General features: G+C 53.4%; 21 protein-coding genes and 1 other RNA gene. 14 read left to right on the forward strand and 8 right to left on the reverse strand.

The window, feature by feature from the left end; all coding sequences use genetic code 11:
* Nucleotides 1–105: 105 nt before the first annotated feature.
* The 10 genes from ACFX4U_RS19055 to pdxK all read left to right on the forward strand — a co-directional run bounded on the left by ACFX4U_RS19055 (nt 106) and on the right by pdxK (nt 8434).
* Nucleotides 106–531 (forward strand): GNAT family acetyltransferase, encoded by a 426-nt coding sequence (locus ACFX4U_RS19055; protein ID WP_131406597.1) that lies wholly within the window; start codon nt 106–108, stop codon nt 529–531.
* Nucleotides 518–967, forward strand: coding sequence for a DUF2919 domain-containing protein (locus ACFX4U_RS19060; RefSeq protein ID WP_305735366.1), 450 nt, complete (start codon nt 518–520; stop codon nt 965–967). The genes ACFX4U_RS19055 and ACFX4U_RS19060 overlap by 14 nt, the downstream gene beginning before the upstream one ends.
* Nucleotides 968–1027: 60 nt before the next feature.
* A complete protein-coding gene (locus tag ACFX4U_RS19065; protein ID WP_313507591.1) occupies nt 1028–1603 on the forward strand; it encodes an RpoE-regulated lipoprotein in 576 nt (191 codons plus the stop codon).
* A 92-nt stretch (nt 1604–1695) separates the two neighbouring features.
* Complete coding sequence (locus ACFX4U_RS19070) at nt 1696–2595, forward strand: Dyp-type peroxidase (protein WP_313507590.1); 900 nt, start codon at nt 1696–1698, stop codon at nt 2593–2595.
* 163 nt (nt 2596–2758) lie between these two features.
* Nucleotides 2759–3775 (forward strand): sulfate ABC transporter substrate-binding protein, encoded by a 1017-nt coding sequence (locus tag ACFX4U_RS19075; RefSeq protein WP_313507589.1) that lies wholly within the window; start codon nt 2759–2761, stop codon nt 3773–3775.
* The gene (cysT, locus tag ACFX4U_RS19080) at nt 3775–4605 is read left to right on the forward strand and encodes a sulfate/thiosulfate ABC transporter permease CysT (RefSeq protein WP_017458920.1); all 831 of its coding nucleotides are present in this window, start codon (nt 3775–3777) and stop codon (nt 4603–4605) included. Before ACFX4U_RS19075 ends, cysT begins: the two co-directional genes overlap by 1 nt.
* A complete protein-coding gene (gene cysW / locus ACFX4U_RS19085; RefSeq protein WP_305735369.1) occupies nt 4605–5480 on the forward strand; it encodes a sulfate/thiosulfate ABC transporter permease CysW in 876 nt (291 codons plus the stop codon). Before cysT ends, cysW begins: the two co-directional genes overlap by 1 nt.
* Nucleotides 5470–6564 carry a sulfate/thiosulfate ABC transporter ATP-binding protein CysA gene (cysA, locus tag ACFX4U_RS19090; protein ID WP_313507588.1) on the forward strand — a complete coding sequence of 365 codons (1095 nt, stop codon included), beginning with the start codon at nt 5470–5472 and terminating at the stop codon, nt 6562–6564. Before cysW ends, cysA begins: the two co-directional genes overlap by 11 nt.
* A gap of 101 nt (nt 6565–6665) precedes the next feature.
* Nucleotides 6666–7577 (forward strand): cysteine synthase CysM, encoded by a 912-nt coding sequence (gene cysM, locus ACFX4U_RS19095; protein ID WP_313507587.1) that lies wholly within the window; start codon nt 6666–6668, stop codon nt 7575–7577.
* Between the two features lie 17 nt (nt 7578–7594).
* Nucleotides 7595–8434 (forward strand): pyridoxine/pyridoxal/pyridoxamine kinase, encoded by an 840-nt coding sequence (gene pdxK, locus ACFX4U_RS19100; RefSeq protein WP_313507586.1) that lies wholly within the window; start codon nt 7595–7597, stop codon nt 8432–8434.
* Nucleotides 8435–8479: 45 nt separating this feature from the next.
* On the opposite strand, the gene crr is transcribed toward pdxK, so the two are convergent.
* The 5 genes from crr to cysZ all read right to left on the reverse strand — a co-directional run bounded on the left by crr (nt 8480) and on the right by cysZ (nt 13321).
* Complete coding sequence (gene crr, locus ACFX4U_RS19105) at nt 8480–8989, reverse strand: PTS glucose transporter subunit IIA (protein WP_017458915.1); 510 nt, start codon at nt 8987–8989, stop codon at nt 8480–8482.
* 39 nt (nt 8990–9028) lie between these two features.
* A complete protein-coding gene (ptsI, locus tag ACFX4U_RS19110; RefSeq protein WP_249881172.1) occupies nt 9029–10756 on the reverse strand; it encodes a phosphoenolpyruvate-protein phosphotransferase PtsI in 1728 nt (575 codons plus the stop codon).
* 50 nt (nt 10757–10806) lie between these two features.
* Nucleotides 10807–11064 (reverse strand): phosphocarrier protein Hpr, encoded by a 258-nt coding sequence (gene ptsH / locus ACFX4U_RS19115; protein ID WP_007370907.1) that lies wholly within the window; start codon nt 11062–11064, stop codon nt 10807–10809.
* A gap of 383 nt (nt 11065–11447) precedes the next feature.
* A complete protein-coding gene (gene cysK, locus ACFX4U_RS19120) occupies nt 11448–12419 on the reverse strand; it encodes a cysteine synthase A (protein ID WP_017458913.1) in 972 nt (323 codons plus the stop codon).
* A 140-nt stretch (nt 12420–12559) separates the two neighbouring features.
* Nucleotides 12560–13321, reverse strand: a complete 762-nt coding sequence (gene cysZ / locus ACFX4U_RS19125; RefSeq protein WP_249881173.1) for a sulfate transporter CysZ — start codon at nt 13319–13321, stop codon at nt 12560–12562.
* A 226-nt stretch (nt 13322–13547) separates the two neighbouring features.
* On the opposite strand from cysZ, the gene zipA reads away from it, so the two are divergent.
* The 3 genes from zipA to ACFX4U_RS19140 all read left to right on the forward strand — a co-directional run bounded on the left by zipA (nt 13548) and on the right by ACFX4U_RS19140 (nt 16839).
* Nucleotides 13548–14534, forward strand: coding sequence for a cell division protein ZipA (gene zipA / locus ACFX4U_RS19130; RefSeq protein WP_313507585.1), 987 nt, complete (start codon nt 13548–13550; stop codon nt 14532–14534).
* Nucleotides 14535–14604: 70 nt separating this feature from the next.
* Nucleotides 14605–16623: an NAD-dependent DNA ligase LigA gene (gene ligA / locus ACFX4U_RS19135; RefSeq protein WP_313507584.1), complete on the forward strand. Its 2019-nt coding sequence runs from the start codon at nt 14605–14607 to the stop codon at nt 16621–16623.
* On the forward strand, nt 16624–16839 hold the full coding sequence (locus tag ACFX4U_RS19140; protein ID WP_200550229.1) for a DUF3820 family protein: 216 nt from the start codon (nt 16624–16626) through the stop codon (nt 16837–16839).
* Here the strand turns inward: ACFX4U_RS19140 and ACFX4U_RS19145 are convergent.
* Nucleotides 16836–17825, reverse strand: a complete 990-nt coding sequence (locus ACFX4U_RS19145) for a bile acid:sodium symporter family protein (protein WP_313507583.1) — start codon at nt 17823–17825, stop codon at nt 16836–16838. The two genes, ACFX4U_RS19140 and ACFX4U_RS19145, sit on opposite strands and share 4 nt — an antisense overlap.
* An 89-nt stretch (nt 17826–17914) precedes the next feature.
* Here ACFX4U_RS19145 and ACFX4U_RS19150 point away from each other — a divergent pair, with 89 nt between their 5' ends.
* Nucleotides 17915–18844, forward strand: coding sequence for a LysR family transcriptional regulator (locus ACFX4U_RS19150; RefSeq protein WP_305735377.1), 930 nt, complete (start codon nt 17915–17917; stop codon nt 18842–18844).
* Here ACFX4U_RS19150 and ACFX4U_RS19155 read toward each other — a convergent pair.
* Together ACFX4U_RS19155 and ACFX4U_RS19160 are read right to left on the reverse strand one after the other, a co-directional pair.
* Nucleotides 18835–19182, reverse strand: coding sequence for a FlxA-like family protein (locus ACFX4U_RS19155; protein WP_305735378.1), 348 nt, complete (start codon nt 19180–19182; stop codon nt 18835–18837). The two genes, ACFX4U_RS19150 and ACFX4U_RS19155, sit on opposite strands and share 10 nt — an antisense overlap.
* Before the next feature lie 392 nt (nt 19183–19574).
* A non-coding RNA gene (locus ACFX4U_RS19160) (RtT sRNA) lies at nt 19575–19697 on the reverse strand.
* Nucleotides 19698–19805 lie beyond the last annotated feature (108 nt).

Consider the following 19805-nt stretch of genomic DNA (forward strand, 5'->3'; position numbering starts at 1 on the left):
AGTGACATTATGCCAAATTTCAGCGCCGAAGATGCCGGATATTGGCGACAGCGGCGCTTAGGGCCATAATCTACGTTTACACAGCTGAAAATGACGGGGAATACCATGGAGATACGCGTTTTTCGCCAGGAAGATTTCGAAGAAGTGATCACCTTGTGGGAGCGTTGTGAGCTGTTGCGACCATGGAACGATCCGGAAATGGATATTGAGCGCAAAGTGAATCACGATGTGAGTCTGTTTCTGGTTGCCGAAGTCGGTGGTGAAGTGGTCGGCACGGTGATGGGCGGTTATGACGGTCATCGCGGTTCAGCTTATTACCTCGGCGTTCATCCCGAGTTTCGTGGGCGCGGTATCGCTAACGCCTTGTTGAACCGGCTGGAGAAAAAATTGATTGCCCGCGGTTGCCCGAAAATTAACCTGATGGTGCGGGAAGATAACGAGATGGTTATCGGCATGTATGAGCGCCTCGGTTATGAACATATGGATTCGGCCAGTCTGGGCAAGCGTTTGATTGAAGATGAAGAGTACTGAGATTTATCCCGCCGATTACGATAACCACGGTCGCCTGAAACTCCCATTTCTCTTCTGGTGCGTGTTGCTGCTCCAGGCGCGCACCTGGGTGCTGTTTGTTATTGCCGGGGCATCGCGCGGGCAGGGCGACGCATTGCTCGCACTGTTTTACCCCGATCACGATGATTTCTGGCTGGGCTTGCTGCCGGGTATGCCGGCGGCCCTGGCCTTTTTACTGAGCGGTCGCCGCGAACATTTTCCCCGCCTGTGGCGCGCGCTCTACCCGCTGGTATTGCTGGCGCAACTGGCGTTGCTGGTATGGCAACCCTGGCGCTGGTATACCGGCGAGGCGCTTTCCGGCGTTGGGCTGTTTCTGGTTATTGCCGATCTTTTCGCGCTGTGGTGGCTGGCAGCAAACCGGCGTCTTCGGGCCTGTTTTTCCCTTGCTCAACATTGAGCGGCACTTTTTTCACTTCCGGGACTCCAACAGGCGTTCAATGAATAAAAGGAATGAAGCATGAAATCCCTGCGTACACTTATTTGCGTTCTGCCGCTGGCGTTAACCGGCTGCTCGACGCTGGCTTCCGTCAACTGGTCGGCGGCCTATCCGTGGAACTGGTTTGGTTCATCTGTCGAGGTGAGCGACAACAGAGTGGGTAACATCACCGCCAGCACGCCGCTAAACGAGCAGGCAATTCAGGATGCGCTGGGTGGTGATTACCATCTGCGTAGCGGTATGAAGACGGAAAAAGGCAGCATCGTTCGTTATTTTGAAGCGCTAAAAGACGACAAACTGGCGCTGGTGGTGAACGGTGAAAACGGCGCGGTCAGCCGTATTGATGTGCTCGATAGTAATATTGCCACGGATAAAGGGGTAAAAATCGGCGCACCGTTCAATTCGCTGTTTGATAAAGCGTTCGGTAATTGCGTGAAAGGCGCTGGCGATGACAGCGTGGGCGTCGAGTGTAAAGCGCCGGGTAGCCAGCATATCAGCTATGTGTTTACCGGCCAGTGGAGCGGCCCGGAAGGGTTAATGCCATCCGATGATGCGCTGAAAAACTGGAAAGTGAGCAAGCTTATCTGGCGCCGTTAATTTGATCTTAACTCGCTGCTGCTGCGGGAAAAACAGGTACAATACCGCGATTATCGCCACGGTTTCGTGGCCTGTTTTTTCCAGGAGGAGTCATGTCCCAGGTTCAAAGCGGCATTTTGCCAGAACATTGCCGTGCGGCGATTTGGATTGAAGCCAACGTAAACGGGGACACCGATGCCCTGCGCGTGGCGAGCCGCGTATTCGCCGATAAGCTGGCGACCTTTCAACTGCAATTCCCCGATGCGGCTCTGGGCGCGACCATTGCCTTTGGCAACAAGACCTGGCGCGCGCTGAACGGTGCTGAAGGCGCAGACGAGCTAAAAGATTTTCCGGCGTATGGCAAAGGCCTGGCGCCCGCAACACAGCGAGATCTGCTGATCCACATTCTTTCTCTGCGCCACGATGTGAATTTCTCTGTCGCTCAGGCCGCACTGGCGGCGTTCGGCGACGCGATCGAGGTTAAAGAAGAGACACACGGTTTCCGCTGGGTCGAAGAGCGCGATTTGAGTGGCTTTATCGATGGTACGGAAAACCCGGCTGGCGATGAGAAACGCCGCGAGGTTGCCATTATTCAGGATGGTGTGGACGCCGGAGGCAGCTACGTGATGGTGCAGCGTTGGGAGCATAACCTCAGGCAGCTTAACCGCATGAGCGTGGGCGATCAGGAGATGATGATCGGTCGCACCAAAGAGGCCAATGAAGAGATCGATGGCGATGCGCGCCCGGACACATCACACCTGACGCGTGTTGATCTGAAAGAGAACGGCAAAGGGCTGAAAATCGTCCGCCAGAGCCTGCCTTATGGCACCGCCAGCGGCACGCATGGGCTCTATTTCTGCACCTATTGTGCCCGTCTGTACAACATTGAGCAGCAACTGCTGAGCATGTTTGGCGATACCGACGGTAAGCGCGACGCGATGCTGCGTTTTACCCGCCCGGTGACCGGTGGCTACTACTTCGCCCCGTCGCTGGATAAGCTCTTGGCGCTGTAAACCACGCACCTCTGCCTGGCCGGGGAAACCCGGTCACTACTCCCTTCTGCTTATATTCTTTTCTGATTCCAAATCACCAATTGGTATATAAAACCGTTACTGGTTTCACACCCGTTATAAATAAACTGAGTGACGAAATGTCATCAGCTTATAAGGGTGCGCAATGGCCGTTAATTTACTGAAAAAAGGATATCTGACGCTGGCAGCGCTGACGCTGTGGGCCGCTCAGGCACAAGCGACGGAACTGCTTAACAGCTCTTATGATGTATCACGCGAGCTATTTGCGGCCCTTAACACGTCGTTCGAACAGCAATGGGCGAAAGATAACGGCGGTGACAAGCTGACCATTAAGCAATCTCACGCTGGCTCCTCAAAGCAGGCGCTGGCGATCCTGCAAGGGTTGAAAGCGGACGTTGTGACGTATAACCAGGTCACCGATGTGCAGATCCTGCACGACAAAGGCAACTTGATCCCGGCAGACTGGCAGAGCCGTTTGCCGAATAACAGTTCGCCGTTCTACTCGACGATGGCGTTTCTGGTACGCAAAGGTAACCCGAAGAACATTCACGACTGGAACGATCTGGTGCGCAGTGATGTGAAGCTGATTTTCCCGAACCCGAAAACCTCCGGCAATGCGCGCTACACCTATCTGGCAGCCTGGGGCGCAGCGGATCAAGCGGATGGCGGTGACAAAGCCAAAACTCAGCAGTTTATGACCCAGTTCCTCAAAAACGTTGAAGTGTTCGACACTGGCGGTCGCGGCGCGACAACCACCTTTGTTGAGCGCGGGCTTGGCGATGTGCTGATCTCGTTTGAATCGGAAGTGAATAACATCCGCAAGCAGTATGAAGCGCAGGGTTTTGAGGTTGTCGTACCGAAGGTCAACATCCTGGCTGAATTCCCGGTGGCGTGGGTGGATAAAAACGTGAAGGCCAACGGCACGGAAAAAGCGGCGAAAGCTTATCTCACCTGGCTTTACAGCCCTCAGGCGCAAACCATCATTACCGATTATTACTATCGCGTGAACAACCCGGAAGTAATGGCAAAACTGAGCGATAAATTCCCGCAGACAGCGCTGTTCCGTGTAGAAGACAAGTTTGGTTCCTGGCCTGAGGTGATGAAAACCCATTTCGCCAGCGGTGGTGAACTGGACACGTTGCTGGCGGCGGGGCGTAAGTGATGTTTGCAGGATCAAAACGCGTGCTGCCTGGCTTCGGTTTAAGCCTGGGCAGCAGCCTGTTTTTTGTTTGTCTGATACTGCTGTTGCCGCTGAGCGCGCTGGTGATGCAGCTGGCGCAGATGAGCTGGGCGCAATACTGGGAGGTGGTCACTAATCCGCAGGTTGTGGCCGCCTATAAAGTCACGCTGATTGCTGCGTTTGTCGCTTCCGTTTTTAATGGCGTGTTTGGCTTGCTGATGGCGTGGATCCTCACGCGTTACCGCTTTCCGGGCCGTACACTGCTGGATGCGTTAATGGATCTTCCTTTTGCGCTGCCCACGGCCGTGGCGGGTCTGACGCTGGCATCACTGTTTTCGGTGAATGGTTTTTACGGCGAATGGTTAGCGAAGTTTGATATCAAAGTGACCTATACCTGGCTCGGTATTGCAGTGGCAATGGCGTTTACCAGCATTCCGTTTGTGGTACGCACCATCCAGCCGGTACTGGAAGAGTTAGGGCCGGAATATGAAGAAGCGGCGGAAACCCTGGGCGCGACGCGCTGGCAAAGTTTTCGCAAAGTGGTGCTGCCGGAACTCTCTCCAGCGCTGATGGCGGGCGTCGCGTTGTCGTTTACCCGTAGTCTTGGCGAGTTTGGCGCGGTGATCTTTATTGCCGGTAACATCGCCTGGAAGACCGAAGTCACCTCACTGATGATTTTTGTGCGTCTGCAGGAGTTTGATTACCCGGCGGCGAGCGCGATTGCCTCGGTGATCCTGGCGGCTTCTCTGCTGTTGCTGTTTTCCATTAACACTCTGCAAAGCCGCTTTGGTCAGCGTGTGGTAGGTCACTAATGGCGGAAATAACTGAATTGAAACGCTATGACAAACCTCAGGTGAACTGGGGCAAATGGTTTTTGATTGGTTCGGGCGTCCTTGTTTCTGCGTTTATCCTCGTTGTGCCGATGGTTTATATCTTCGTGCAGGCATTCAGCAAAGGCCTGGCACCAGTACTGCAAAACCTCGCCGATGCTGACATGCTGCATGCCATCTGGCTGACGGTGCTGATTGCGCTGATCTCGGTGCCGCTGAACCTGATATTCGGCACGTTGCTGGCCTGGCTGGTGACGCGCTTTAACTTCCCCGGACGCCAGTTACTGTTGACGCTGCTGGATATTCCCTTTGCTGTTTCGCCGGTGGTCGCAGGTCTTATCTATCTGCTGTTTTATGGCTCGAACGGCCCGCTTGGCGGCTGGCTGGATGCGCATAATCTGCAAATTATGTTCGCCTGGCCGGGCATGGTGCTGGTTACCGTGTTTGTTACCTGTCCGTTTGTGGTGCGCGAACTGGTGCCAGTGATGTTAAGCCAGGGGAGTCAGGAGGACGAAGCAGCGATTCTGCTTGGTGCTTCCGGCTGGCAGATGTTTAAGCGCGTGACGTTGCCGAACATCCGTTGGGCACTGTTATACGGCGTGGTACTGACTAACGCGCGGGCGATTGGCGAATTTGGCGCGGTGTCGGTGGTTTCCGGCTCTATCCGCGGTGAAACCCTGTCGCTGCCGCTGCAAATTGAGTTACTGCAGCAGGATTACAACACCGTCGGTTCGTTTACCGCCGCGGCCCTGCTGACCTTGATGGCTATTTTGACGTTGTTTTTAAAGAGTGCGTTGCAGTGGCGTTTGAATAATCAGGAAAAACGCCAGCAACAGGAGGGAAATCATGAGCATTGAGATTGCCAATATTAAGAAGTCTTTTGGTCGCACCCAGGTGCTGAATGATATCTCTTTGGATATCCCTTCCGGCCAGATGGTGGCGTTGCTGGGGCCGTCCGGTTCCGGTAAAACAACGTTGCTGCGTATTATTGCTGGCCTAGAGCATCAGAGCAGCGGGCGTATTCGTTTTCACGGTACTGACGTCAGCCGTTTACATGCGCGCGAGCGCCGCGTTGGTTTTGTGTTCCAGCATTATGCGCTGTTTCGTCATATGACGGTGTTCGACAATATCGCTTTCGGCCTGACGGTGCTGCCGCGTCGAGAACGTCCTAATGCGGCGGCGATCAAAGCCAAAGTGACGCAACTGCTGGAAATGGTGCAGTTAGCACATCTGGCAGAACGCTTTCCGGCACAGCTTTCCGGTGGACAGAAACAGCGTGTGGCGCTGGCGCGTGCACTGGCGGTTGAGCCGCAAATTTTACTGCTGGATGAACCCTTCGGTGCGCTTGATGCGCAGGTGCGTAAAGAGCTGCGCCGCTGGTTGCGTCAGTTGCATGAAGAGCTGAAATTCACCAGCGTGTTCGTGACGCACGATCAGGAAGAGGCGACGGAAGTTGCCGATCGCGTCGTCGTGATGAGCCAGGGAAATATTGAACAGGCGGATGCGCCGGATCAGGTCTGGCGCGAACCCGCAACCCGCTTTGTACTGGAGTTTATGGGCGAGGTTAACCGCCTGAAAGGCACGGTGCGCGGCGGACAGTTCCATGTGGGCGCGCACCGCTGGCCTCTCGGTTATACCCCGGCTTACCAGGGAGATGTCGATCTGTTCCTGCGCCCGTGGGAAGTGGATGTCAGCCGCCGCACTAGTCTCGATTCTCCGCTGCCGGTACAGGTGCTGGAAGCCAGCCCGAAAGGCCATTACACCCAACTGGTTGTGCAGCCGCTGGGCTGGAACCCGGAGCCGTTGACGGTGGTGATGCGCGATGAGCAACCTCCGCAGCGCGGTGAGCGTCTGTTTGTTGGCCTGCAACATGCCCGTTTATACAACGGGAATGAACGCATTGAGGCTCGCGTGGAACTTGCTCTGGCTGATTCTGCCTGATAGCTTAAACAGACGTGGTTTCTGCCGGATAACATACAGGTTTATCTGGCCTACAAGCCCGGTATGCATCTTGCGACCGGGTTTTTTATTGGACAGCGATTGTGAACACATTAGAACAAACCATTGGCAATACGCCGCTGGTCAAATTGCAACGCCTGACGCCGGATAACGGTAGCGAAATCTGGGTCAAACTGGAAGGCAACAATCCGGCGGGATCGGTAAAAGACAGAGCTGCACTGTCGATGATTGTGCAGGCAGAAAAGCGCGGGGAGATCAAACCCGGCGACGTACTGATTGAAGCGACCAGCGGTAATACGGGTATCGCGCTGGCGATGATCGCCGCGCTGAAAGGCTACCGCATGAAATTGTTGATGCCGGACAATATGAGCCAGGAGCGCCGCGCTGCGATGCGCGCCTACGGTGCGGAGCTGATTCTGGTCAGCAAAGAGCAGGGCATGGAAGGGGCGCGCGATCTGGCGCTGGCCATGTCGGCGCGCGGTGAAGGCAAACTGCTCGATCAGTTTAACAACCCGGATAACCCCTACGCACATTACACCACCACCGGCCCGGAAATCTGGCGACAGACCAGCGGGCGAATCACGCATTTTGTCTCCAGTATGGGCACTACCGGTACCATTACCGGGGTATCGCGTTTTCTGCGCGAGCAGGATAAAAAAGTGACGATTGTCGGATTACAGCCGGAAGAGGGCAGCAGTATTCCTGGTATCCGCCGCTGGCCTGCTGAATATATGCCGGGGATTTTTAACGCGTCTCTGGTTGATGAGGTGCTGGATATCCATCAGCGCGAAGCGGAAAATACCATGCGCGCGCTGGCGGTGCAGGAAGGCATTTTCTGCGGTGTCAGTTCCGGCGGCGCAGTAGCAGGGGCGATGCGGGTGGCGAAAGCGAACCCAGGCGCGGTGATCATCGCCATTATTTGCGATCGCGGCGATCGCTACCTTTCTACTGGCGTATTTGGTGAAGAGAGTTATTCGCAGGGCGCGGGGATTTAACCCGTTAAGGAGAGCTAATGGAGATGATCCTGTTCAGGGATAAGACCCGGGCGCAGCAGGCCGATATCGTTGCCGTACAATCACAGGTTGTCTACGGTAGCGTGGGCAACAGCATAGCGGTGCCGAATATTCGCCAGCACCATTTGAACGTACTGGCCGTGCCGACCGTGCTGTTCAGCAACACGCCGCACTATGACACCTTTTACGGCGGCGTCATTCCCGACGAGTGGTTTAGCGGCTATTTACAGGCGCTGGAAGAGCGTGATGTTCTGCGCAGCGTTAAAGCTGTCACGACCGGTTATATGGGCAGCGCCAGCCAGATAAAACTGCTGGCTCAATGGCTCACAGTGTTGCGGGAAAAACATCCGCAATTATTAATTCTGGTTGATCCGGTGATTGGCGATACCGACAGCGGCATCTACGTAAAACCAGAAATTCCGCAGGCATATTGTGAACATCTGCTGCCACTGGCGCAGGGGATCACGCCAAATGTTTTCGAGCTGGAAGTGCTGAGTGGTCAGCCATGCCGGGATTTGCAAAGCGCGATTGAGGCGGCAAAAGGCCTGTTATCGGAATCGCTGCATTGGGTGGCGATCACCAGTGCGCCGGTTGAGCAACACGATGAGCAAATCCACGTGGTACTGGTTACCGCTGATGCGGTTCATGTGAGTGGTTATCCGCGTGTGGCGACAGATCTCAAAGGCACTGGCGATCTGTTTTGTTCTGAACTGGTGAGCGGCATTGTTCAGGGAAAAGCGCTTGACATGGCGATACAGGCTGCGGGCGATCGGGTCGTAGAAGTGATGGGATATACGCTGGAAAAAGGCTATGACGAGCTGATTTTACCGCCGCAGTAAAGCAAAAATGGCGCCTTTCGGCGCCATTCTTTTATGCATTACGCATTACTTTTTGATGCGGATCACCGGGGTTTCGCCCACGGTTACGCTACCAGAAAGTTTGATAAGCTCTTTGATTTCGTCCATGTTGGAGATAACCACCGGCGTCAGGGTTGACTTGGCTTTCTCTTCCAGCAGCGGCAGATCAAATTCGATTACCGGATCGCCAACTTTTACGCGCTGGCCTTCTTCTGCGATGCGTTTGAAACCTTCACCTTTCAGTTCAACGGTGTCGATACCGAAGTGAACAAACAGTTCAATGCCGCTATCTGATTCGATAGAGAAGGCATGGTTGGTTTCAAAGATTTTACCGATAGTACCATCAACCGGGGCTACCATTTTGTTACCGGTCGGTTTGATAGCAATGCCATCACCAACGATTTTCTCAGCGAATACAACATCCGGTACATCTTCAATGTTGACGATTTCGCCAGAAAGCGGGGCAATAATCTCAATGGTTCCGGTGTCTTTTTTATCATCAGAAACCAAAGATTTCAGTTTATCGAAAAAACCCATGATCTTCTCCTAAGCAGTAATTTGGGCGCATCTCGCGGATTAGCAGATTGTTTTTTCTTCAATGAACTTGTTAACCAGCGTCATTAACTCGTCCGTTGTCGGTTGAGCAAGAGCCTGCTCTGCTAACACCTTCGCATCTTCGAAGTTTGTGTTACGAATAATCTTCTTAATGCGCGGGATAGAAATGGCGCTCATACTGAATTCATCCAGACCCATCCCCAGCAACAGAAGTGTAGCACGTTCGTCGCCAGCAAGCTCACCACACATGCCAGTCCATTTACCTTCCGCATGAGAAGCATCAATAACTTGCTTGATCAGGGTGAGTACAGACGGTGACATCGGCTGGTAAAGATGTGAAATCATATCATTACCACGGTCTACCGCCAGGGTGTACTGCGTCAAATCATTGGTACCGATACTAAAGAAATCGACTTCTTTCGCCAGATGGCGGGCAATTGTCGCGGCAGCAGGAGTTTCCACCATCACGCCAATTTCGATGCTCTCGTCAAACGCCTTGCCTTCGTTACGCAATTCTTGTTTGTAGATCTCAATCTCTTTCTTCAGTGCGCGCACTTCTTCGACAGAGATGATCATCGGGAACATAATTCGCAGTTTACCGAAAGCGGAAGCGCGCAGAATCGCTCGTACCTGGTCGCGCAGGATCTCTTTGCGATCCATGGCGATACGTACTGCACGCCAGCCCAGGAACGGGTTCTCTTCTTTCGGAAAATTCATGTACGGCAGCTCTTTGTCGCCGCCAATGTCCATGGTACGGACGATAACTGCCTGAGAACCGCAGGCTTCTGCCACCGCTTTGTAGGCTTCAAACTGCTCTTCTTCAGTCGGCAGGGCGTCGCGATCCATGAACAGGAATTCGGTACGGTACAGACCAACACCTTCGGCGCCATTGCGCTCAGCGCCCGCGATATCGCGAACGGTACCGATGTTGGCACATACTTCTACCTGGTGACCATCAAGGGTGATCGCCGGCAGATCTTTCAGTTTCGCCAGTTCGGCTTTTTCTTCGGCAACCTGAGTTTGCGCCGCGCGCAGTGTCTCAATCTCTTCGTCGCTCGGGTTAACGTAGACTTTGTTGTTAACCGCATCGAGGATCAGATAATCGCCATTTTTGACCTGAGTGGTGACGCTACCGGTGCCCACAATTGCTGGCAACTCAAGGGAGCGCGCCATGATAGACGTGTGGGAAGTACGACCACCGATGTCAGTGATAAAACCAAGCACTTTTTTCAGGTTCAACTGAGCGGTTTCTGACGGTGTCAGATCAGCTGCAACCAGAATCACTTCTTCCTGAATCGCGCTCAGATCGATAATCGGCATACCCAGGATGTTGCGCAGCAGACGCTTACCGATGTCACGTACGTCAGCGGCACGTTCTTTCAGGTATTCATCATCCAGCTCTTCCAGGGCTGTTGCCTGACCTTCGATAACTTCATGCGCTGCCGCATCGGCAGTCATGTTCTTATCTTTAATCAGGGCTATGATTTCCTGCTCCAGCTCCTCATCTTCCAGCAGCATAATATGCCCTTCGAAGATGGCTTCTTTTTCTTCACCGAAAGTTTCACCCGCTTTCGTTTTGATTGCTTCCAGCTGTGCCGATGCTTTGGCACGACCGCTCAGGAAACGCTCAACTTCCTGGTCAACCTTGTCGGCAGAAATTTTCTTCCGGTCGATGACGATCTCGTCTTCTTTCAGCAGCAGTGCTTTGCCGAAAGCGATACCCGGGGATGCTAAAATGCCTGAAATCATAACCCTACCTTTACTTGTGACTGATCTTGAAAAGAACCCGTAAGTAAAACTTACTCAAGTTCTGCCATCAGTTTAACCAGATGCTCAACCGCTTTTTGCTCGTCTTCGCCTTCAGCGGTCAACGTCACAACAGTACCTTGAGTCAGGCCCAAAGTTTGCAGTTTGAACAGGCTTTTCGCGCTAGCGCTTTTGCCGTTAGAAGTCACAGTGATTTCAGAAGAGAAGCCTTTTGCTTCTTTAACAAACTGAGCAGCAGGGCGGGTATGCAGACCGTTCGGAGCGGTAATGGTAACTTCTTGCTGGAACATTGTATTTCCCCAACTTATAGGTTTAGTGTTGTGGAACTAAAGTCTAGCCTGGCGGCATGACTTTAGCCTGTATTGTTAGCGCCGGCGCAACGGGACAAACTACAGAAGCCTGCCTGGCGCAACCAAACGCTGGCGCTTCTGGCTGCTGACGTTTCGCTCGTCATTAAACATTATGCAGCGAAAGGCAGAATTGAACCAAATCATAAAATCGATTCAGCTTGGTGAAATCTTGCCTTCGATTAATTTCGCGCATCAAAATAAATGTGATGGTTAAATACCAGACCAGGAGGTTTCAGGCAATGCCAGGTAGGGCAAAAATTTGATATATGCCACAAAAAAGCACCGCAATCGGTGCTTTTTTGTGCTGATTTAACAATCTGGCATCACTGTTGCAATTCTTTTTCAGTAAACAGATCGGCAAACAACGCGGTGCTCAAATAACGCTCGCCAGAAGAAGGTAAAATCACCACGATATTCTTATTGGTAAAGGTTTCGTCTTCTTGCAATTTCAGCGCTGCCGCGACGGCTGCACCCGAAGAGATACCCGCCAGAATACCTTCCTCTTCCATCAGACGACGCGCGGTACTGATGGCTTCTTCGTTGGTGATTTTGACAACTTTATCGATCAGTTTCAAATCCAGGTTGCCGGGAATAAAACCCGCGCCGATGCCCTGAATTTTGTGCGGACCAGGTTTCAGCTCTTCGCCTGCCAGCGCCTGAGAAATAACCGGAGAATCAGTTGGCTCGACCGCGACGGTGATCAGGTCAGTTTTGCCTTTGGTATTTTTGATATAACGCGTTACGCCAGTCAGCGTACCGCCAGTGCCTACGCCGGAGATAAACACATCAACCTGGCCATCGGTGTCTTCCCAGATTTCCGGGCCGGTGGTTTTTTCATGAATTTCCGGGTTAGCCGGGTTACTGAATTGCTGCAACAGCAGAAATTTCGCCGGATCGCTGGCGACAATTTCTTCCGCTTTCTGGATAGCGCCTTTCATGCCTTTTGCGCCTTCCGTCAGTACCAGGTTTGCGCCTAATGCCTTCAACAATTTACGGCGTTCGATACTCATGGTTTCCGGCATGGTCAGCGTCAGTTTATAGCCGCGCGCAGCGGCGACATAGGCCAGTGCGATCCCAGTGTTGCCACTGGTTGGTTCAACCAGTTCTACGCCCGGTTTCAGCACCCCGCGTTTTTCGGCATCCCAAATCATATTGGCACCGATACGGCATTTTACGCTGAAGCTTGGGTTACGTGATTCGACCTTCGCCAGAATGCGGCCGTTACCGATGCGGTTCAGTCGAACCAGCGGCGTATGACCAATCGTCAACGAGTTGTCTTCAAAAATCTTACTCATAGCCCGTCCTTAACTGTATGAAATTTGGGAACCACCTCAGCATACGCACTTACTGTTGTTGGGGAAGTAAGGAAATCGCATATCTATATGCTGCGGCGAAATAATGCTAATCAGTATGGAATAAGAAACGGAATAAATCCTTATCGCCAGACCGCGTGTTTTTCCCGGTAGCAATCGACCCACATCGCCGTTGCGCCACACACCGCTACGGGCATCACGACCAAATTCAACACCGGAATCATCGTAAACAGGCTGGTGAGCGCACCGAATTGCATATTAATAACCTTGCGTTCGCGCAAGGAAACGCGCATCGCTTTAAACGGCACCTTATGGTTATCAAACGGATAGTCGCAATACTGGATAGCCAACATCCAAGCACTGAACAGGAACCACAGCACCGGGGCGACGGTTTGCCCAATACCGGGAATAAAATAAAGCACCAGCAGCAGCAAGGCGCGGGGCAGATACCAGGCCAGTTTTTGCCATTCGCGCTTCATGATGCGCGGTACATCTTTGAGCAGCCCAAAAACGCCGACGTCGGGTGGTGTCGCGCCGGTAAGGCGTGCTTCCAGCTGTTCTGCCAGCAAGCCATTAAAGGGAGCGGCAATCCAGTTCGCAAGGGTTGAGAAGAAGTAGCCGAAGACCAACAGAATTGAGACAACGGCAATTGGCCACAGTAAATAGCTCAGCCATTGCAGCCAGTCCGGCACATGGCTCATCAGCGAAGGGATCCAACTATCCAGGCGGGTAAACAGCCACCAGAACGCGCCGCCCATCAGCAAAATATTCACCATTAACGGCAAGATCACAAAGCGACGAATGCCTGGCAGTGTGACCAGTTTCCAGCCCTGGGAAAAGTAAAACATGCCGCTGCGAGCAACAGACGGGGATGATGAAACCATAATCTGGCCATACTCCTTTCATGACGACCGAAAACTGCAGCTTATAATATTCATCAGACGGGGGAAACCCGTTCGGAAATGTTCGAAAAAACAGCAAAAAGCACAATTTCGTTCATCTTTATGCTGCGAAAGACACGCGCGCACTTGCACTTGACGTAATGGGCAAATACTCTTAGTGAGTAAATGTTTGCCGTGGTGGCAAGGTGTTAGAACAACAGAGAATATAATGATGCAGGATTTGCGTCTGATATTAATCATTGTTGGCGCGATCGCCATAATTGCTTTGCTGGTTCATGGGTTTTGGACCAGTCGCAAAGAACGTTCGTCCATGTTCCGGGATCGCCCATTAAAACGCATGAAGTCGAGACGTGACGACGACGAGTTGGATGACGAGGATGTCGAAGAAGACGAAGGCGTAGGTGAAGTGCGTGTTCATAAAGTGAATCACGCGCCGGGAGCCAGTAACGAGCAGGACGCGCCGCGTCAGCACCAATATAAGCCGCCCTATGCGTCGGCTCAGCCGCGCCCGTCGGCACCGCCTGTTCAACCTGAAGAGCCACCGCACCACGCGCAGCAGCCTTATTCCCAGCAGCAGCCGGAGCGCCCAGTGCAAGCTCCTGCCTTTGAAACACAACCGGTGCGTCACGCGCCGCAACAGCCCGTAGCGCCACAACAGCCAGTGGCACCTCAGCAGCCTGCGCCGCAGTATCAATCGCAACCTGAAATTGCGCAGCCCGCACCTCAGCCGGAACCTGAACCGGTTGTCGAAGCGCCAGTGGAAAAACCGCAGCGCAAAGAAACTGTCATTATCATGAACGTTGCTGCACATCATGGCAGCACGTTGAATGGCGAAGTGCTGCTGAACAGCATTTTGCAGGCCGGGTTTAAATTCGGCGATATGAGCATTTTTCATCGTCATCTCAGCCCGGACGGCAGTGGCCCGGCGCTTTTCAGCCTGGCCAATATGGTCAATCCCGGCACGTTTGATGTCGATACGATGAGCGAGATGGCAACGCCAGGCGTCACCATCTTTATGCAGGTGCCTTCCTATGGCGACGAGTTGCAAAACTTTAAACTGATGCTGCAATCTGCACAGCATATCGCCGATGAAGTTGGCGGCGTGGTGCTGGACGATCAGCGTCGGATGATGACGCCGCAGAAATTACGTGAATACCAGGATCGTATTCGCGAGGTCAAAGACGCCAACGCGTAACGGGACCACGAACATTATTTCCTTCCAGAACCCCCGCCAGTCGGGGGTTTTTTATCATTGATGGTGCGATATGGACTCAATTGAACAACAACTGACAGAACTGCGAACCAGCCTTCGCCATCATGAATATCTGTACCACGTTATGGACGCGCCGGAGATCCCGGACGCCGAGTACGATCGTCTGATGCGTGAACTGCGTGAGCTTGAAGCGCAGCGCCCTGATTTAGTGACACCTGATTCGCCAACGCAGCGTGTTGGCGCAGCGCCGCTTACGGCTTTTAGCCAGATACGCCATGAAGTGCCGATGTTGTCGCTGGACAACGTGTTTGACGAAGAGAGTTTCCTCGCTTTTAACAAACGTGTGCAGGACAGGCTGAAAAGCACCGACGCGCTTACCTACTGCTGCGAGCTAAAGCTGGATGGCCTGGCGGTGAGTATTCTCTACGAAAACGGTGTGCTGATGCGTGCGGCAACGCGCGGCGATGGCACCACCGGAGAGGACATCACCACAAACGTGCGCACTATCCGCGCCATCCCGCTCAAGCTGCACGGCGACAATATTCCCGCCCGCCTCGAAGTGCGTGGTGAAGTGTTTTTACCGCAGTCGGGTTTTGAAAAAATCAACGAAGATGCGCGTCGTACCGGGGCGAAAGTCTTTGCCAACCCGCGCAACGCCGCCGCAGGCTCATTGCGCCAGCTCGATCCGCGTATCACCGCCAAACGCCCGCTAACCTTCTTCTGCTATGGCATCGGCATTCTCGAAGGGGGCGAACTGCCGCGCAGCCATCTGGGGCGTTTGCAGCAGTTCAAAGCCTGGGGGCTGCCGGTAAGTGACCGCATACGTCTGTGCAGCACGCCGGAAGAGGTGTTGGCCTTCTACCACCAGGTTGAAGCCGATCGCCCAACGCTCGGTTTTGATATTGACGGTGTGGTGATTAAGGTCGATTCGCTCGATTTACAGGAACAACTGGGTTTTGTCGCCCGCGCGCCGCGCTGGGCAGTCGCCTTCAAATTCCCGGCGCAGGAGCAGATGACTTTTGTGCGTGATGTGGAATTCCAGGTCGGGCGTACCGGTGCGATTACGCCTGTCGCCAGGCTTGAGCCAGTACACGTTGCCGGGGTGTTGGTCAGCAACGCTACACTGCACAACGCCGATGAAATTGACCGTCTTGGTCTGCGTATTGGCGACAAAGTAGTGATTCGCCGCGCCGGTGATGTGATCCCGCAGGTGGTCAATGTGGTGCTTTCCGAGCGTCCGCAAGAAACCCGTGAAGTGCTTTTTCCGACACACTGCCCGGTGTGTGGTTCCGATGTTGAGCGTGTTGAAGGCGAAGCCGTTGCCCGCTGTACCGGCGGGTTAATCTGCGGTGCGCAACGTAAAGAGTCGCTGAAGCATTTTGTCTCCCGTCGCGCGATGGATGTGGATGGTATGGGCGACAAGATAATCGACCAACTGGTGGAAAAAGAGTACGTCCATACACCGGCAGACTTATTCCGTCTTACGGCCGGTAAGCTGACCGGGCTTGATCGCATGGGGCCAAAATCGGCACAGAACGTGGTCAATGCGCTGGAGAAAGCCAAAGAGACGACCTTTGCCCGCTTCCTCTACGCGCTCGGTATCCGCGAGGTTGGTGAAGCTACGGCTGCCGGTCTGGCGGCTTATTTTGGTACGCTGGAGGCGCTGATGGCAGCAGGCGTTGACGAGCTGCAAAAAGTCCCGGATGTCGGTGTTGTCGTGGCGAAGCACGTGGACAACTTCTTCAATGAAGAGAGCAACCGCGAGGTTATCCGCCAGTTAGTCGAGGATGTTGGCATTCACTGGCCTGCACCGGTTATCGTCAAAGCCGACGAGATCGACAGCCCGTTTGCCGGAAAAACTATTGTGTTGACCGGTAGCCTGAGCCAGCTTTCGCGTGATGACGCCAAAGCACGTTTAACAGCGCTAGGCGCAAAAGTTGCGGGTAGCGTGTCGAAGAAAACGGATCTGGTGATTGCCGGGGAAGCCGCGGGCTCTAAGCTTGCGAAGGCGCAGGAGCTGGGGATTGAGGTGATTGACGAGGCCGAGATGATCCGCCTGCTGGGAGCGTAAATGGAAAAGGAACAACTCGTCGAGATTGCTAATACCATCATGCCGTTTGGTAAATACCAGGGGCGGCGGCTTATCGATCTGCCCGAAGAGTATCTGCTGTGGTTTGCCCGGAAGGATTCGTTTCCCGCCGGGCGATTGGGTGAGTTGATGCAGATAACATTACTGATCAAAACGGAAGGGCTGAGCCATCTGGTACAGCCCCTGAAACGCAATTAGGCTTTCGCCGCTGCCTGCGCCTGCTGTTGCTCTGTTTGACGTTTATAACGGCGCGCCAGCACGGCGCAGACCATTAGCTGAATTTGATGGAAGATCATCAGCGGCAGCACCATCATCCCGATCACCGACGTCGGGAACAGAATGTTGGCCATGGGAATACCGTTGGCGAGGCTCTTTTTCGAACCGCAGAAAACAATAGTGATTTCATCAGCTTTATTGAATCCGCACTTACGCGCGACGACCACGTTTACCGCGATGACAATCGCCAGCAACACCAGGCTCGCTACGACAATAAACAGCAGTGAGCCGACGCCCACTTTGTGCCAGATACCGTTCACCACCGCTTCGCTAAAGGCGGAGTAAACCACCAGCAAAATCGACGTCTGGTCGGTTTTTGAAATCCACTTCTTATGTTTCGCCACAAAAGCGCCGGTCCACGGGCGTGAAAGGTGGCCCAGTACAAACGGCAGCAGCAGTTGCAGCATGATCTTGCCCACTTGCTCAAGGCTGCCTTCTGCGCCGTGAAGATCCATCAGCAGGCCAACCAGCAACGGCGACAAGAAGATGCCGAGTAAGCTGGAAGCTGATGCGGAGCAAACCGCCGCCGCGACATTTCCGCCCGCCAGTGAGGTAAAGGCAATCGCCGACTGAACGGTCGCAGGCAGAATGCACAAATACAGAAAACCGGTGTACAGCTCCTGGCTGACATTCACCGGCGACCACCAGACAAACAGCACGCCGAGCGCCGGGAAAAGCACAAACGTGCTGCACATTACCCAAAGATGTAAACGCCAGTGGCTACCGCCAGCGATGATCGCCTCGCGCGACAGTTTTGCACCGTGCATAAAAAACAATAATGCAATCGCGGCGGTGGTCAGCCCTTCGAAAAACGGCACAAAGCCGCCGCGCGCCGGGAAGAAAGAGGCCAGCAAAACGGTACACACCAGCGTGAGCGTAAAAGGATCAAGGATACGAAAAAGTTTCATGTGCACTCCTGAAAGTCGGTGTCGCTATTGTGCTTTTTCTGTTTTGAGAAATAAAATTGATTTATTGCATCCATTCATGAATTTATAAGATGAATTATTCCTTACGTCAGTTACGTGTTTTCGTCACCGTGGCGCAGGCCAAAAGTTTCAGCCGGGCAGGGGAGATAATCGGTCTCAGCCAGTCTGCGGTAAGCCACAGCGTGAAAGAGCTGGAACTGCAAACCGGCGTGCGCTTACTCGACCGTACCACCCGCGAAGTGGTGCTGACCGAAGCCGGGCATCAACTGGCCGGTCGCCTTGAGCGGCTGTTAGATGAGCTTAGCAGCACCCTGCGTGAAGCCGGGCGTGTCGGGCAGCAGTTGACTGGCACGGTACGTGTGGCGGCGAGTCAGACCATTTCGGCGCACCTGATCCCGCAGTGCATCGCCAGTAGTAACCAGCGCTATCCGGAAATTGATTTTGTGTTGCACGACAGGCCGCAGCAATGGGTGCTGGAGAGCATTCGCCAGGGAGAGGTGGATTTTGGCATTGTGATAGATCCTGGCCCGGTGAACGATTTTCAGAGCGAAGAGATCCTCGAGGAGCCATTCTTTTTGCTGTGTCGCAGCGATCATTCGTGGGCACAGCTTGCGGAGGTGCCTTGGTCGGCGCTGGATGGTGCGAGATTAGTGGTGCAGGATTACGCGTCAGGTAGCCGACCGCTCATTGATGCTGCGCTGCGCCATTTTGCCGTACGCGCGACAATCGTGCAGGAGATTGGCCATCCGGCAACACTGTTTCCAATGGTTGAAGCGGGGATCGGGATAAGCATTCTGCCCGCACTCGCCTTGCCGCTGCCGCAGGGAAGTGAGCTGGCGGTAAAAAGGCTGGTACCGGATATGCAGCGCAAAATTATGCTGGTGCGGCGAAAAAATCGGTCGCTCTCGGGGGCGGCGCAGGCATTGTGGGAAGTCGTAAGAGAACAGGCCCGGTGTTTAAACCAGGCCCGTGAGGACGATCCGTTATTTACTCAGACGTAAATATCAATCTGATGATCGTCGGAAGGTTTGTTAACACCTTCCGCTTTCGCTTGCGGTTGCTGCTGAGCTTGTTTCTGTTCTGCTTCTTCAGCCTGTTTGCGCTGCAGTTGTGCCAGTTGCGCTTGCAGTTGCTGAATTTCAGTCTGAATCATCTCTTGCTGTTTCTTCTTGTCTTCAGTCGAACCGCTCCCATTAGCGATTTCTTTCAGCTGCTGGGTCAGCTTGGTGATCTTCTGAGTAATGCGGCTGATTTGCGAAGCGGTATCGTTGCCGGTAGACGATGAACTACCCGCGCTACCTGTTTGAATTGACGCAGTTGTTGTCGAGATTGTGGTCATTGCACACTCCTTTTTGCCATAAAACATTGTTATCGGCCGTCATCATTTATTTCTTGAATTGTCTTAATCGAATGGCGGTTCGGCGGGCATCATATCGGGACATTAAGGATAAATTATGGATAAACGTTACCGTTTTTACTCGTTGAAAATAATGGGGTTTTATTCGTTTCTCTATTGCTGTCAGGGTAGGTTTAATGGCTAACCCGACAGGTATTTAAGCGCTTATATGCTGCCCTAAAGAAAATTGTGCGGCGGGAAAAATTCATTGGTTTACTGGTCGCATAATGGGAGTCGCGCGGTTGGTAATCAATAGATTTCAACTGAAGGCTGGAATGGGCAGACAAAGGGTAAATCGCAGATAGCAAAAAGCGCCGCCAGCGCCGTTTTTACATTGGTGGGTCGTGCAGGATGACTCGCTTTGCTCGCCCTTCGGGCCGTCGCCGCAAGCGGCTCCGTTGTCTCACTACGTTCGACTCGAACCTGCTGCAGGTTCGAATCTTTTATTTGGGCAGATAGCAAAAAAGCGCCTTTAGGGCGCTTTTTTACATTGGTGGGTCGTGCAGGATTCGAACCTGCGACCAATTGATTAAAAGTCAACTGCTCTACCAACTGAGCTAACGACC

Origin of the sequence: Kosakonia sp. YIM B13588, assembly GCF_042788165.1 — a bacterium.
In the GTDB taxonomy this organism is placed as follows: Bacteria; Pseudomonadota; Gammaproteobacteria; order Enterobacterales; family Enterobacteriaceae; genus Kosakonia; species Kosakonia sacchari.